We start from the raw sequence: 13,721 nt of genomic DNA, 5'->3' as shown, positions 1-13,721 counted from the left end.
CCGTGAGGGCCGAGGCCGGGGCGGCCGCCCGCATCGGGCCGAACGCCGTCACCCGCGTCGCCGAGGCCCTCGCGACGCGGCACGGCCCGATCGTGCGCGACGCGGTCTTCGCCCGCGCCGGCCTGCGCCACCACCTCGCGGACCCGCCCCGGGCCATGGTGCCGGACGGGGACGTGGCGCGCCTCCACGCCGCTCTGCACGCGGTGCTGGGCCCCACCCTCGCGGGGGCGGTCGGGCGCGAGGCCGGGGAGCTGACGGGGCGCTACCTCCTGGCGCACCGCATCCCGCGCCCGCTGCGGGTGCTGCTCGCGCTCCTGCCCCGCCGGCTCGCCCTGCGCGTTCTCCTGGCGGCCATCGGCCGGCATGCCTGGACGTTCGTGGGCGCGGGCCGCTTCGAGGTCGCCTGGGCTCCCCTCCCCACCCTGGTCATCGCCGGCGGCCCGGTGAGCCGGTCCGTCACCAGCCGCGAGCCGGCCTGCGCCTATTGCGGCGCCGTGTTCGAGTCCCTGTTCCGGGACCTCGTCGACCCGCGCACCCGCGTCGTCGAGTTCGCCTGCGAGGCCGTGGGCGCGCCGGCCTGCCGCTTCGCCGTGCGGGTGGCGGAGGGGGCGCCCGGCCTCGGGCGGGCGGGCGGGCGTCCCGCGCGCGTCGGGCCGCCGGGCTCCCCGCGACAATCCGACCGAGTGTCGGACTTGTCGCCTTTGCGACACGGCGCTCGCGACCGGGAAAACCCAAACAATTCAACAGTATAAGTCATGGCACGGGGATTGCCGCTCGGAGGGCCGGAACCCGACCCTCACGGAGGATCCCGACATGATCTCGCTCACCGACAACGCGGTCACCGCGGTAAAGACCGCGCTCTCGCAGGCGCCGGGCACACCGACCGGCCTGCGGATCATGGTCGAGGCCGGCGGCTGCGCCGGGTACAAGTACATGATGGGGCTGGAATCCAGCGCCCGCGACGGCGACCTCGTGGTCGAGCAGGACGGCGTGCGGCTCTTCGTCGACGGCCGCTCGCAGAGCCTGGTCTCGGGGCTGCGGATCGACTTCGTCACGGCGCTCGAGACTTCGGGCTTCGTGTTCGAGAACCCGAATGCGGGGGCGAAATGCGCCTGCGGCAAGTCCTTCGGCTGAGGAGGACGCGCCATGTGGGACTATTCCGACAAGGTCAAGGACTACTTCTTCAATCCGAAGAATGCGGGCCTGCTCGCGGAGGCGAACGCGGTCGGCGAGGTCGGGGCGATCGCCTGCGGCGACGCGCTCAAGCTGATGCTCAAGGTCGATCCGGAGACGGAGGTGATCACCGAGGCCAAGTTCCAGACCTTCGGCTGCGGCTCGGCCATCGCCTCCTCCTCGGCGCTGACCGAGATCGTCATCGGCAAGACGGTCGACGAGGCGCTGGCCATCAGCAACCAGGACATCGCGGATTTCCTCGGCGGCCTGCCGCCCGAGAAGATGCACTGCTCGGTGATGGGCTACGAGGCGCTGCAGGCCGCGGTCGCCCATTACCGCGGCGAGACGGTCGAGGACGACCATGAGGAGGGCGCCCTCGTCTGCAAGTGCTTCGGCGTCGACGAGGGCATGATCGAGCGGGCGGTGCGCGCCAACGGCCTGACCACGCCCGAGCAGGTCACCTTCTACACCAAGGCGGGCGGCGGCTGCCTGACCTGCTTCGAGGCGATCGAGGGCACGCTCGCCCGCGTCAACCGGGAGATGGTCGAGGCCGGCCTGCTCGCGGCGGGCGCCGCTTACCGGATCGGGGCGGCGGATCCCCGCAGCCTGAAGAGCAAGCCCCGGCTCGCCCAGGCATTCGGGGATCCCCCGGCGCCGGGCGCCAGTGCGGCGCCGGGCGCCGGCACCAGGGCGTTCCCCTCGCCCCAGAGCCCGCTCGCGCCCGCCGCGCTCACCCCGATGCAGCGCATCCGGCTGATCGACAAGGCGATCGAGGCGTTGCGGCCCGTGCTCCAGCGCGACGGGGGCGACTGCGAACTCGTCGAGGTGGAGGGCACCGTGGTGAGCGTGCGGCTCTCGGGCGCCTGCGTCGGCTGCCAGATGGCGAGCGTCACCGTGGCGGGCGTGCAGCAGCGCCTGATCGAGGCCCTCGGCCTCCCGCTCCGGGTCGTCCCGGTGAAGTAGCCCCAGACCGCCCGGAGGCGACCATGACCGCGACCCACACCACGGCCTATCTCGACAACAACGCCACCACCCGGGTCGATTCCCGGGTCGTGGAGGCCATGCTCCCGTTCCTCACCGAGCATTTCGGCAACGCCTCCTCCATGCACGCCTTCGGGGCGGCGGTGGGCGGGGCCGTGCGGGCGGCGCGGGGCGAGGTCCAGGCGCTGCTCGGCGCCGCCCACGATTCCGAGATCGTCTTCACCTCGGGCGGCACCGAGAGCGACAACACCGCGATCCTCTCCGCCCTGGAGGTGAGCCCGCGGCGGCGGGAGATCGTCACCAGCGCGGTCGAGCACCCGGCCGTGCTCTCCCTGTGCAGCCACCTGGAGAAGAACCGGGGCATCAAGGTCCACGTCATCCCGGTCGACGGGAAGGGGCGGCTCGACCGGGCGGCCTACAGCGCGGCCCTGTCGGAGCGGGTCGCCGTGGTGTCGATCATGTGGGCCAACAACGAGACCGGGACGATCTTCCCGGTCGCGGACCTCGCCGAGGAGGCGAAGGCGCACGGGGCGATGTTCCACACCGACGCGGTGCAGGCGGTGGGCAAGGTGCCGATCGACCTCAAGGCGACGGCGATCGACATGCTGTCGCTCTCGGCCCACAAGCTGCACGCGCCGAAGGGCGTCGGGGCGCTCTACCTGCGGCGCGGCCTGCGCGTCCGGCCGCTCCTGCGCGGCGGCCACCAGGAGCGGGGCCGGCGCGCCGGCACCGAGAACATCCCGGGCATCGTCGCCCTCGGCGCGGCGGCGCGGATCGCCGCGGAGGGGCTCGCCGCGGACGCGATCCGGGTCGGCGCCCTGCGCGACCGGCTGGAGAAGGGCCTGCTGCAGCGCATCCCGCACTGCTTCGTCACCGGCGACCCGGATCACCGCCTGCCCAACACCGCCAACGTCGCCTTCGCGTATATCGAGGGCGAGGGCATCCTGCTCCTGCTCAACCGGGCGGGGATCGCCGCCTCCTCGGGCTCGGCCTGCACCTCGGGCTCGCTCGAACCCTCCCACGTGCTGCGCGCCATGAAGGTGCCCGCCACGGCGGCGCACGGGGCGATCCGCTTCTCGCTCTCGCGCGAGACGACGGGCGAGGAGGTCGACCGGGTGCTCGAGGCCATGCCGGGCATCGTCGGCAAGCTGCGCGACCTGTCCCCGTTCTGGAGCGGGACGGGAAGCGAGGCCGCGTCCTTCAATCCCGTCTACGCCTGACGCCCGGCACCCCGCCGCCGCGGCGAGGGAAATGCCGAAGGCACCGAGACCAAGACACCGAGACCAAGACACCGCGACTTGGAGCGGGTCGCGGGTCCCCCGGACGCGCCCGCTCCAGGCCCCCGTCCCCCCACCCGGAGCGCGCCATGCCGGAACCGTCCTCCGCCTCCCCTCCCCCCGCACCGTCCGGGCCGCCCTCCGCCCGGACCGTGTTCCTCAACGACACCACCCTGCGCGACGGCGAGCAGGCCCCGGGCGTCGCCTTCACCCGCCGCGAGAAGATCGAGATCGCCGAGGCCCTCGCGGCGGCCGGGGTCCCGGAGATCGAGGCCGGCACGCCGGCCATGGGCGAGGACGAGATCGAGACGATCCGCTCCATCGTCTCGCTGCGGCTGCCCCTGCGGGTGATCGCGTGGTGCCGGATGCGCGAGGACGACCTCCTCGCCGCGGTCGCCGCGGGCGTGCCGGCGGTCAACCACTCGATCCCGGTCTCGGACGCCCAGCTGCGCGGCAAGCTCGGCCGCGACCGCGCCTTCGCCCTCGACGCGGTCGCCGCGACGGTGGCGCGCGCGCGGCGCCTCGGCCTCGCGGTGGCGGTCGGCGCCGAGGACGCCTCGCGCGCCGATCCCGACTTCCTCTGCCGCGTCGCCGAAGCGGCGCGGGCGGCGGGCGCCGAGCGCCTGCGCCTCGCCGACACGCTCGGCGTGCTCGATCCCTTCGCCGCCGACGCCCTGGTCCGGCGCCTCGCCGCGGCCACCGACCTCGCCCTCGAATTCCACGCCCACGACTATCTCGGCCTCGCCACCGCCAACACGCTGGCGGCGCTGCGGGCGGGGGCGCGCCACGCCAGCGTCACCGTGACGGGGCTCGGCGAGCGGGCCGGCAATGCCGCCCTGGAGGAGGTGGCGGTGGCGCTGGCGCGGTTCGGCCAGGGGCCGACCGGGATCGACCTTCGCGCGCTGCGCCCGCTCGCCGCCGCCGTCGCGGCGGCGGCCGAGCGTCCCCTGCCGCGCGGCAAGGCCATCGTGGGCGAGGACATCTTCACCCACGAATCCGGCATCCACGTCGCCGGGCTGCTGCGGGACCGGGCGACCTACGAGGCGCTCGATCCCGGGATGCTCGGGCGCAGCCACCGCATCGTGATCGGCAAGCATTCGGGGGTGGCGGCGCTCGCCAGCGCCCTCGCGGCGCAGGGGCGCAGCCTCGACGCGGAGGTCGCCCGCGACCTCCTGGAACGGGTCCGGGCGGCGGCGGTGCGCACCAAGGCGGCGGTGCCGCCGGGCCTGCTGCGGCGCCTCCACGACGAGTGCCTGATGAGCGCGCGGCCGCTGCCGCGCTTCGCCGCCGCGGGGAGCTGAGCGATGATCATGGGATCGCGCGCGCGCCGGCTGCGGGCGCTTCAGATCGCGGAGCTCGGGCGCCTCGCCCGCGCCTCCGCGGCGCAGGCGGCGCGGCGGGCGCCTCCCCTCCCCGCCGGGGCGGCCCCCGGAGCGGGATCCGAATGCGCCGGCGCCCGGGCCGGGACGGCCGCCCGGGAGCCGCCGCTCTGGCGGCAGATCGCCGAGGACGTCGCCTGCGTCCGCTCGCGCGACCCGGCGGCGCGCCACCTCGTCGAGATCGTCACCACCTATCCGGGGGTGCACGCGGTGATCCTGCACCGCCTCGCCCACCGGCTCTGGCGCGGCGGCCTCAAGTACGCGGCCCGGCTCGTCTCCTGGGCGGCCCGCCTCGTCGCCAACGTGGACATCCATCCGGGCGCCCGGATCGGGCGGCGCTTCTTCATCGACCACGGCGCCGGCGTGGTGGTCGGCGAGACCGCGGTGATCGGGGACGACGTCACGCTCTACCACGGCGTCACGCTCGGGGGCACCTCCTGGACGCCCGGCAAGCGCCACCCGACCCTCGGCGACGGCGTCCTGGTCGGCGCGGGCGCCAAGATCCTCGGGCCGGTCGAGGTCGGCGCCGGGGCCCGGGTCGGGGCCAACTCGGTGGTGATCACGGACGTGCCGGCCGGCATGACCGTGGTCGGCGTGCCGGGCCGCCTCGTCGCCGCGGCCCGTGCGGGCCGCCCGCGCGCCGACGGGCGCATCGACCTGGAGCATCACCGCCTGCCCGATCCCCTCGGCGCCGCCCTGGTCGCCCTCGCGGCCCGGATCGAGCGCCTGGAAACCCGTCTCGCGGCCGCGCCGGCGCCCGCCGCCGAGCCGTCCGACCCGACCTGATCCCCTCCGAGGAGACTCCCATGTCGTCGCCCTGCCTCGACCGCCTCGCCGCCCTGTCGAGCGCCGAGGAGTTCTTCCAGGTCCTCGACCTGCCCTACGCGCCCGAGGTGCTGCGCGTCGCGCGCCTGCACATCCTCAAGCGGATGGGCCAGTACCTCGCCACCACCTCCTTCGCGGGGCTCGACGACGACGCCGTCCGGCGCGCCGCCCGCGACACGCTGGAGCGCGCCTACCGGGATTTCGCGACCTCGACCCCGCTCGCCGAGCGGGTCTTCAAGGTGCTCAGGGAGCACGATCCCGAGCGCCCGCCGGCGCGGGGCGCCTTCGTGCCCCTGGCCGACATCCTGCACCCCCTGACGCAATCCTGACTCACCGTGTCGGCAAGCCGACACCGATCCGACACCCACATCCGAGCGATCATCCGAGCGACGCTCCAAGTGTCCCCAGGTGACGCTCCAAGTCATTGAAAGCGAAGACCCAGGCCGATCATCCGGCCTGGCACGGCGAATGCCTCAACGTCGAGAGGAAGACAGTGGAGTCGGCGATCTCGCCGCGCTTCCAGCAGGGTGAGCGACATGCACAGCGTGGTCTGCATCAAGCAAGTGCCGGATTCCGGACAGATCCGGGTGCATCCGGTGACGAACACGATCATGCGGCAGGGCGTGCCGACGATCATCAATCCCTACGACCTGTTCGCGCTCGAAGCGGCCCTGCGGCTGCGCGACCGCCACGGCGGCGAGGTGACGGTGCTGACCATGGGGCCGCCCATGGCGGCGGATTCCCTGCGCAAGGCCCTGGGCTTCGGGGCGGACCGGGCGGTGCTGCTCACCGACCGCGTCTTCGCGGGCTCCGACACGCTGGCGACGAGCTTCGCGCTCGCGACCGCGATCGGCCGGATCGGCGCGACCTGGGGGCCGCCCGACATCGTCTTCACCGGCAAGCAGACGATCGACGGGGACACCGCGCAGGTCGGCCCCGGCATCGCCAAGCGCCTGAACCTGACGCAGCTCACCTACGTGGCGCGGATCGCGGAACTCGACCTTTCGGCCCGCTCCGTCACGGTGGAGCGGCGCGCCGAGGGCGGCGTGCAGGTGCTGCGGACCCGCCTGCCCTGCCTCGTGACGGTGCTGGAGGGGATCAACGAGATGCGGCGCGGCAGCCTCGCGGAGGCCCTGCGCGCCGCCCGGGCCGAGATCGTGACCTGGAGCGCCAGGGAGGCCGGCATCGCCGACATCGCGCGCTGCGGCCTGCGCGGCTCGCCCACGGTCGTCAAGCGCGTCTTCGCGCCCGCGTCCCGGGCGGAGAAGGCCGCCCTGGTGCCGACCCACGGGCGCGACGCGGCGGGCCTCGCCGAGGGGCTGATCGAGGCGCTGTTCGCCCGCAGCCCCGGCCTCGAAGACGACCTCGCCCGCCTCGCGGCCGGCCAGTGACAGGAGGACGCCATGAGCCAAGCCAAGCCCGAGTCGAAACCGGCGGCCGGCGGCCGCGCCGGGACGAAGAAGGAGCTCCCGGAGCATTTCCGGGCCTACCAGCACGTCTGGGTGTTCGTGGAACTGGAGCGGGGCCAGGTCCACCCGGTCTCCTGGGAGCTGATGGGGGCCGGGCGGCGCCTCGCCGACAAGCTCGGCGTCTCGCTCGCCGGGGTGGTGATCGGTGCACCCGAGAGCGGCACCCGCGCGGCGGTGGCGGAGGCCTTCTGCTACGGCGCCGACCGGGTCTATCTCTGCGAGGATCCGGTCCTCGCCCATTACCGCACCGAGCCCTACACGAAGGCGCTGACCGACCTCGTCGACGCCTACAAGCCCGAGATCCTGCTGCTGGGCGCCACCACGCTCGGGCGCGACCTCGCGGGCTCGGTCGCCACGACCCTGCTCACCGGCCTCACCGCCGACTGCACCGAGCTCGACGTCGACGCCGACAAGTCGCTCGGCGCGACCCGGCCGACCTTCGGCGGCTCGCTGCTCTGCACGATCTACACCCTGAACTACCGGCCCCAGATGGCGACCGTGCGCCCGCGGGTGATGCCGATGCCCGCGCGGGTCGAGCGGCCGGTCGGCCCGGTCATCGCCCGCGGCCTCGCCATAGCGGAGGCGGACATCGTCACCAAGGTCCTGTCCTTCGTGGCCGACCGGGACGCCTCCAGGGCCAACCTCGCCTACGCGGACGTGGTGGTGGCGGGCGGGCTCGGCCTGCAATCAGCCGAGAATTTCCAGCTCGTGCGCAACCTCGCGCTGGCGCTCGGAGCCGAGTTCGGCGGCTCCCGGCCCCTCGTGCAGAAGGGCTGGATCACCTCCGACCGCCAGATCGGGCAGACCGGCAAGACGATCCGCCCGAAGCTCTACATCGCGGCCGGCATCTCGGGCGCGATCCAGCACCGGGTCGGGGTCGAGGGCGCCGACCTCATCGTCGCCATCAACACCGATCCCAACGCGCCGATCTTCGACTTCGCCCATCTGGGCGTCGTGGCCGACGCGATCCGGCTGCTGCCGGCGCTGACCGAGGCCTTCCGGCGGCGCCTCTCGCCCCATTCCCGCGACCGACTCGCCGGCTGAGGAGCCCCGCCATGACCGTAGAGACCTTCGACGCCATCGTGGTGGGTGCCGGCATGTCCGGCAACGCCTGCGCGCTCACCCTGGCCAAGCGCGGCCTCAAGGTGCTGCAGCTGGAGCGCGGCGAGACCGCCGGCTCCAAGAACGTCCAGGGCGCCATCCTGTACGCCGACATGCTGGAGCAGCTCGTCCCGAACTTCCGCGAGGACGCGCCGCTCGAGCGCCACGTGCTGGAGCAGCGCCTCTGGATCATGGACGGCACCTCGCATGTCGGCATGCACTATCGCTCCGACGACTTCAACGAGGAGAAGCCGAACCGCTACACGATCATCCGCACCCAGTTCGACCGCTGGTTCTCGCGCCAGGTGCAGGAGGCGGGCGCGACGCTGCTCTGCGAGACGACCGCGACCGAGCTGATCCGCGACCCCTCGGGCCGGGTGATCGGGGTGCGCACGGACCGGGGCGGGGGCGTCGTCCACGCGGACGTGGTGGTGCTGGCCGAGGGCGTCAACGGGCTCCTCGGCTCGCGGACCGGCCTGCGGCCGATCCCGCGCCCAGACCACGTCGCGCTCGCCGTCAAGGAGATGCACTTCCTGCCCGCCGAGACGATCGACGCCCGCTTCAACCTGCGGGAGGATGAGGGCGTCGTGATCGAGGCGATCGGCACGATCTCCCGCGGCATGACCGGGATGGCCTTCCTGTACACCAACAAGGAGAGCCTGTCGGTCGGCCTCGGCTGCCTCGTCTCCGACTACCGCGACGGGGCCGAGACGCCCTACGGGCTGCTCGACGCCTTCAAGAAGCACCCCTCGGTGGCCCCGCTGCTCGCCGGGGCCGAGGTGAAGGAATACGCCGCCCACCTGATCCCGGAGGGCGGCTACAGGGCGATCCCGCAGCTCTGCGGCGACGGCTGGGTCGTGGTCGGCGACGCCGCGCAGTTCAACAACGCCATCCACCGCGAGGGCTCGAACCTCGCGATGACCACCGGGCGGCTCGCCGCCGAGGCCATCTTCCAGCTCAAGAGCCGGCGCCTTCCCCCGACCGCCGCCAACCTCGCCCTCTACCGCAAGATGGTCGAGGAGTCTTTCGTGATGAAGGACATGAAGAAGTACAAGGATATGCCGGCCCTGCTGCATACCCATTCCAAGAACTTCTTCCTCACCTACCCGGAGCTGATGTCGAAGGCGGCGCAGAACTTCCTGCGCGTCGACGGCGTGCCCAAGCGCGAGAAGGAGCGCGCGACCTGGCGCAGCGTCGTGCGCCGGCGCTCCCTGCCGGGGCTGATCGGCGACGCCGTGCGCGTCGCCCGCGCGTGGCGCTGAGCGGGCGCCACCCCATCCACCGCATCACCGGAGGCCCGTCATGACCGCGCGCGTCGAAGAGAAGCTCTACCAGAACCGCTACGTGGTGGATGTGGGGCGCCCCCACATCCGCATCGCGCCCCACGTCGAGCCGTCGCCCAACCTGCTCGCCATGACGCGGCTCTGCCCCGCGGGCTGCTACAGCCTGAGCGACGGCGGGCAGGTCGAGGTGGTGCCGGACGGCTGCTTCGAGTGCGGCACCTGCCGGGTGCTGTGCGAGCCGTCCGGGGAGATCGAGTGGAACTATCCCCGCGGCGGCTTCGGGGTGCTGTTCAAGTTCGGCTGAGGGGCGCGAAGATGTCGCGCGGTTCGGCGGGGCGCCCGGCCGGGACGGCCGGGCGGGTCACCTCGGCACGCCGCCGCATCTCGGTCCCATGACCCAGAGTAACGAAAGATTTCGCGCCGCCGACGAACCGTCTATGCTGCGATCCGGCGGTGCGGTAACGTCGCGCCGGAGGGTTCCCCCCGGATCCCGTCCTGGAGGCAACATGAAGATCAGTGCACGCAACGTCCTGAAGGGCAAGGTGGTCTCGGTCGAGAAGGGCGCCACGACGGCGCACGTCAAGATCGAGATCGCGCCCGGCCAGATCGTGACCGCCTCGATCACGAACGAATCCGTCGACGCGCTCGCCCTGGCGGCCGGCGGCGACGCCTACGCGGTGGTGAAGGCGTCGGACGTGATGGTCGCGGTGGATTGATCCTCCCGGGGCGCGGCCCGGGCGCCTCGCGCGCCGGGCCGCGCCCCGCCGCCTCAGCTCATGAATTGCCAGCCCGCCTCGAGGTCGCGCGGATCCGCATCCTCCTCGCGGGACGGATCCGCGGAGGCGGCCGGCGGCCATTCCCCCTCCCCCCAGCGCCAGTCGCGGATCTCGGGCAGATCCTCCCCGGTCCGGCAGACGTGCTCGCGGTGGATGGCGAGCCGCTCCCGCAGGGCGCGCTCGACCCGGCCCGCCCGGGCGCCGAGGCGCGGGACGCGGCGCAGGGCCGCGATGGCGAGGTGGTGGCGGTCGAGGCGGTTCATCACCGCCATGTCGAAGGGGGTCGTCGTCGTCCCCTCCTCGATGAAGCCGTGGACGTGGAAGTTCGCGTGGTTCGTCCGCTTGTAGGTGAGCCGGTGGATCAGCCAGGGATAGCCGTGATAGGCGAAGATCACCGGCCGGTCCCGGGTGAAGATCCCGTCGAAGGCCGCGTCGTCGATGCCGTGCTCGTGCGCGTCGGGCGAGGCCAGGGTCATCAGGTCGACGACGTTGACGACGCGGATGGCGAGGTCGGGCACCGCGCGGCGGAGCGCGTCCACCGCCGCGAGCGTCTCCATCGTGGGCACGTCCCCGGCGCAGGCCATCACCACGTCCGGCTCCCCCTGCCCCTCCGTCGAGGCGAAGTCGAGGACGCCGAGCCCGGCCTCGCAGTGGCGCGCCGCCGCCTCGGGGGAGAACCATTGCGGCGCCGGCTGCTTGCCGGCCACGATGACGTTGATGCGGTCGTGCGTGCCCAGACAGTGATCCGCCACCCACAGCAGGGTGTTGGCGTCCGGCGGCAGGTAGACCCGCGCGGTGTCGCCCCGCTTGTTGGCGATGAAGTCGATGAAGCCCGGGTCCTGGTGGCTGAATCCGTTGTGGTCCTGGCGCCAGACGTGGGACGAGAGCAGCAGGTTGAGCGACGGCACCGGCCGCCGCCAGGGCAGCGCCCGGGCCGATTTCAGCCACTTGGCGTGCTGGTTCACCATCGAGTCGACGACGTGGATGAAGGCCTCGTAGCTCGCGAACAGGCCGTGGCGGCCGGTGAGCAGGTAGCCTTCGAGCCAGCCCTCGCAGAGCTGCTCGCTCAGCACCTCCATCACCCGCCCGAAGCGGCCGAGATGCTCGTCGCCGGGCAGGATCCGCTCCTGCCAGGCGCGGTCCGTCACCCCGAACACCGCGTCGAGGCGGTTCGAGGCGGTCTCGTCCGGCCCCATGATGCGCAGGTTGCGGGCCTCGGCGTTGAGGGAGAGGAGGTCGCGCAAGTAGCCGCCGAGCACCCGCGTCGCCTCCGCCTCCGTGGCGCCCGGCGCCGGGACTGGGATCGCGTGCTGCGCGAGGGGCGGCCGGCGCAGGGGCTTGGGGTGGCGCCCGCCATTGGCCTGCGGGTTGGCCGAGAGCCGCCGCTCGCCGCGCGGCGCCAGGGCGGCGAGGTCGGGCCGCAGGCGCCCGGCCGCGTCGAACAGCGTCTCCGGCGCGTAGGAGCGCAGCCACGCGTCGAGGATCGCGAGGTGCTCGGGGTTGTCGCGGATCGCCGCCACCGGGACTTGGTGGGCGCGCCAGGTCCCCTCCACGGGCTTGCCGTCGACCTGCGCCGGGCCGGTCCAGCCCTTCGGGCTCCTCAGCACGATCATGGGCCAGCGCGGGCGCTCCGCCGCGGCCTCGTGCCGGATCCGCGCGATGCGGTCGAGGGCGTCGTCGAGGGCCGCCGCCATGGCCTGGTGCATCGGGGCGGGCTCGTCGCCCGCCACCATGATCGGGTCGTAGCCGTAGCCGACGAGGAGGCTCCTCAGCTCCGCCTCGGGCATGCGGGCGAGGATGGTCGGGTTGGCGATCTTGTAGCCGTTGAGGTGGAGGATCGGCAGGACGGTGCCGTCGTGGCGCGGGTCGAGGAACTTCGCCGAGTGCCAGGAGGCGGCGAGCGCCCCGGTCTCGGCCTCGCCGTCGCCCACCACGCAGGCGACGATCAGGTCGGGATTGTCGAGGGCGGCCCCGAAGGCGTGGACGAGGGAGTAGCCGAGCTCGCCGCCCTCGTGGATCGAGCCGGGCAGCTCCGGCGAGGCGTGGCTCGGGATCCCGCCCGGGAAGGAGAATTGCCGGAACAGGCGGGCCATCCCGGCCTCGTCCTGGGCGACGTCCGGGTAGATCTCGCTGTAGGTGCCCTCCAGGTAGGCGTTGGCCACCAGCCCCGGCGCGCCGTGGCCCGGGCCCCAGACCGCGATCATGTCGAGGTCGCGCGCGCGGATCACCCGGTTCAGGTGGGCGTAGATGAAGTTCAGCCCCGGCGTGGTGCCCCAGTGGCCGAGGAGCCGCGGCTTCACCTGCGCGGGCGTCAGCGGCTCGCGCAGCAGCGGGTTCTCCATCAGGTAGATCTGCCCGACCGAGAGGTAGTTCGCCGCCCTCCAGTAGGCGTCGAGGCCGGCGAGGTCGTGCGGGGCGAGGGGCCCGGGCACGGACCCGTCCCTGCCCCGCACCGAAGCCGTCGCCCGCGTCGTTCCCGCCGTTCCCGTCATCGCATCGCTCCGCGTCGCGGCCGGCGGTCGCGCCCGGCCTCAACCGGGAGTTTCACCAGCCGGGCCGGCTCGTCATTGACGTGGATCACGGTTCGGGTGCGGTCAATCAGTGCGCGAGGAGCAGGGGCACGGGGCAGTCCGTGAGCAGGGCGGCGGTGACGCCGCCGAGCACCATCTCGCGCAGGCGGGCATGGACGAAGCCGCCCATCACCAGGAGGTCGGCCCGCGCCTCGACCGCGTGCCGGCGCAGCGTCCCGGCGACGCCGTCCTCCCCGGGCAGGTCGACCAGGGTCGCGGCGACGCCGTGCCGCGCCAGGAAGGGGCCGACCTCCGCGCCCGGCACGGCCTCGTCGGACCGGCCCGGCGCCGTCACGGTGACGACGTGGACGTCACGGGCCTGGCGCAGCAGGGGCAGCGCGTCGCGCAGCGCGCGGGAGGCCGCGGCGCTGCCGTCCCAGGCGACCACGGCCCGCGCGGCGCGGAACTCCGTCCAGCCGGGCGGGACGACCAGGAGCGGGCCGCCGCCGTAGAGGATCAGGTCCTCGATCAGGCCCCGCTGGGTGGCGAGCAGGCTCGGCTCGGCATCGAGGAGCGTGAGGTCGTTGACGCGCGCCCGGGCGGCGAGCAGGGCGAAGAGGTCGGCGGCGCCGAGCGCCTGGGCGCGGGCCGTGCAGCGCAGGCCCGCCGCCGCCGCCTCGGCCCGGGCCGCCTCCGCGGCGGCCCAGGCGAGGCCGCGCAGGCGCGCGTTCTCGGTCTCGGCGAGGGCGGCCGCGAAGCCGCTGATCCAGGCATTCGGCACGACGATCTCGACCGTCATCGCCTGCACGGTCAGGTGCGCCCCGGCCTCCCGGGCCAGGGACAGGCCGTAGGCGAGGGCCGCCGAGGGGGTCTGCACGCCGGCCCCCTCGGTGATCCCGACGAGGAGGCTCCTGAGGGCGTCGAGCATGGCGGCGAGATCTCCGGGC

At 73.5% G+C, this 13,721-nt stretch carries 14 protein-coding genes; 12 read left to right on the top strand and 2 right to left on the bottom strand.

The features are described 5' to 3' along the window. Positions 1-2: 2 nt before the first annotated feature. From bchJ to M446_RS17090, 12 genes are all read left to right on the top strand, one after another. Entirely contained in the window at positions 3-752 is a 750-nt protein-coding gene (gene bchJ, locus M446_RS17145; RefSeq protein ID WP_012333364.1) for a bacteriochlorophyll 4-vinyl reductase, read from the top strand. A 61-nt stretch (positions 753-813) separates the two neighbouring features. Next, entirely contained in the window at positions 814-1,134 is a 321-nt protein-coding gene (locus M446_RS17140) for a HesB/IscA family protein (protein ID WP_012333363.1), read from the top strand. Between the two features lie 12 nt (positions 1,135-1,146). Then, positions 1,147-2,136: a Fe-S cluster assembly protein NifU gene (gene nifU / locus M446_RS17135; protein WP_012333362.1), complete on the top strand. Its 990-nt coding sequence runs from the start codon at positions 1,147-1,149 to the stop codon at positions 2,134-2,136. A 23-nt stretch (positions 2,137-2,159) separates the two neighbouring features. Further along, on the top strand, positions 2,160-3,374 hold the full coding sequence (gene nifS / locus M446_RS17130) for a cysteine desulfurase NifS (RefSeq protein ID WP_012333361.1): 1,215 nt from the start codon (positions 2,160-2,162) through the stop codon (positions 3,372-3,374). A gap of 146 nt (positions 3,375-3,520) precedes the next feature. Continuing rightward, a complete protein-coding gene (nifV, locus tag M446_RS17125) occupies positions 3,521-4,732 on the top strand; it encodes a homocitrate synthase (protein ID WP_012333360.1) in 1,212 nt (403 codons plus the stop codon). A gap of 3 nt (positions 4,733-4,735) precedes the next feature. Continuing rightward, on the top strand, positions 4,736-5,596 hold the full coding sequence (gene cysE / locus M446_RS17120) for a serine O-acetyltransferase (protein WP_012333359.1): 861 nt from the start codon (positions 4,736-4,738) through the stop codon (positions 5,594-5,596). Positions 5,597-5,616: 20 nt separating this feature from the next. After that, positions 5,617-5,964 carry a nitrogenase stabilizing/protective protein NifW gene (gene nifW, locus M446_RS17115; protein WP_012333358.1) on the top strand — a complete coding sequence of 116 codons (348 nt, stop codon included), beginning with the start codon at positions 5,617-5,619 and terminating at the stop codon, positions 5,962-5,964. 207 nt (positions 5,965-6,171) lie between these two features. Beyond that, positions 6,172-7,026 (top strand): electron transfer flavoprotein subunit beta/FixA family protein, encoded by an 855-nt coding sequence (locus tag M446_RS17110; protein WP_012333357.1) that lies wholly within the window; start codon positions 6,172-6,174, stop codon positions 7,024-7,026. 12 nt (positions 7,027-7,038) lie between these two features. After that, the gene (locus tag M446_RS17105; RefSeq protein WP_012333356.1) at positions 7,039-8,148 is read left to right on the top strand and encodes an electron transfer flavoprotein subunit alpha/FixB family protein; all 1,110 of its coding nucleotides are present in this window, start codon (positions 7,039-7,041) and stop codon (positions 8,146-8,148) included. Between the two features lie 11 nt (positions 8,149-8,159). Further along, a complete protein-coding gene (locus M446_RS17100; protein ID WP_012333355.1) occupies positions 8,160-9,467 on the top strand; it encodes an FAD-dependent oxidoreductase in 1,308 nt (435 codons plus the stop codon). 40 nt (positions 9,468-9,507) lie between these two features. After that, the gene (locus tag M446_RS17095) at positions 9,508-9,792 is read left to right on the top strand and encodes a ferredoxin family protein (protein WP_012333354.1); all 285 of its coding nucleotides are present in this window, start codon (positions 9,508-9,510) and stop codon (positions 9,790-9,792) included. Between the two features lie 202 nt (positions 9,793-9,994). Beyond that, entirely contained in the window at positions 9,995-10,204 is a 210-nt protein-coding gene (locus tag M446_RS17090) for a TOBE domain-containing protein (RefSeq protein ID WP_012333353.1), read from the top strand. A gap of 53 nt (positions 10,205-10,257) precedes the next feature. On the opposite strand, the gene M446_RS17085 is transcribed toward M446_RS17090, so the two are convergent. Next, positions 10,258-12,756 carry a phosphoketolase gene (locus M446_RS17085; protein WP_012333352.1) on the bottom strand — a complete coding sequence of 833 codons (2,499 nt, stop codon included), beginning with the start codon at positions 12,754-12,756 and terminating at the stop codon, positions 10,258-10,260. Positions 12,757-12,862: 106 nt separating this feature from the next. Continuing rightward, positions 12,863-13,702, bottom strand: coding sequence for a universal stress protein (locus M446_RS17080; protein WP_012333351.1), 840 nt, complete (start codon positions 13,700-13,702; stop codon positions 12,863-12,865). Positions 13,703-13,721 lie beyond the last annotated feature (19 nt).

It is taken from the genome of Methylobacterium sp. 4-46 (assembly GCF_000019365.1).
GTDB lineage: Bacteria > Pseudomonadota > Alphaproteobacteria > Rhizobiales > Beijerinckiaceae > Methylobacterium.
The sequence above is the reverse complement of the archived record's forward strand: the minus strand, read 5'-3'. Positions and strand labels throughout refer to the sequence as shown.

Bases quoted from the DNA above. Each gene is read 5' to 3' on its own strand.
- M446_RS17080 (WP_012333351.1), bottom strand. From the start codon at position 13,702: ATGCTCGACGCCCTCAGGAGCCTCCTCGTCGGGATCACCGAGGGGGCC.
- M446_RS17085 (WP_012333352.1), bottom strand. From the start codon at position 12,756: ATGACGGGAACGGCGGGAACGACGCGGGCGACGGCTTCGGTGCGGGGC.
- M446_RS17090 (WP_012333353.1), top strand. From the start codon at position 9,995: ATGAAGATCAGTGCACGCAACGTCCTGAAGGGCAAGGTGGTCTCGGTC.
- M446_RS17100 (WP_012333355.1), top strand. From the start codon at position 8,160: ATGACCGTAGAGACCTTCGACGCCATCGTGGTGGGTGCCGGCATGTCC.
- nifV (WP_012333360.1), top strand. From the start codon at position 3,521: ATGCCGGAACCGTCCTCCGCCTCCCCTCCCCCCGCACCGTCCGGGCCG.
- nifW (WP_012333358.1), top strand. From the start codon at position 5,617: ATGTCGTCGCCCTGCCTCGACCGCCTCGCCGCCCTGTCGAGCGCCGAG.
- M446_RS17105 (WP_012333356.1), top strand. From the start codon at position 7,039: ATGAGCCAAGCCAAGCCCGAGTCGAAACCGGCGGCCGGCGGCCGCGCC.
- M446_RS17110 (WP_012333357.1), top strand. From the start codon at position 6,172: ATGCACAGCGTGGTCTGCATCAAGCAAGTGCCGGATTCCGGACAGATC.
- nifS (WP_012333361.1), top strand. From the start codon at position 2,160: ATGACCGCGACCCACACCACGGCCTATCTCGACAACAACGCCACCACC.
- M446_RS17140 (WP_012333363.1), top strand. From the start codon at position 814: ATGATCTCGCTCACCGACAACGCGGTCACCGCGGTAAAGACCGCGCTC.
- cysE (WP_012333359.1), top strand. From the start codon at position 4,736: ATGATCATGGGATCGCGCGCGCGCCGGCTGCGGGCGCTTCAGATCGCG.
- M446_RS17095 (WP_012333354.1), top strand. From the start codon at position 9,508: ATGACCGCGCGCGTCGAAGAGAAGCTCTACCAGAACCGCTACGTGGTG.
- nifU (WP_012333362.1), top strand. From the start codon at position 1,147: ATGTGGGACTATTCCGACAAGGTCAAGGACTACTTCTTCAATCCGAAG.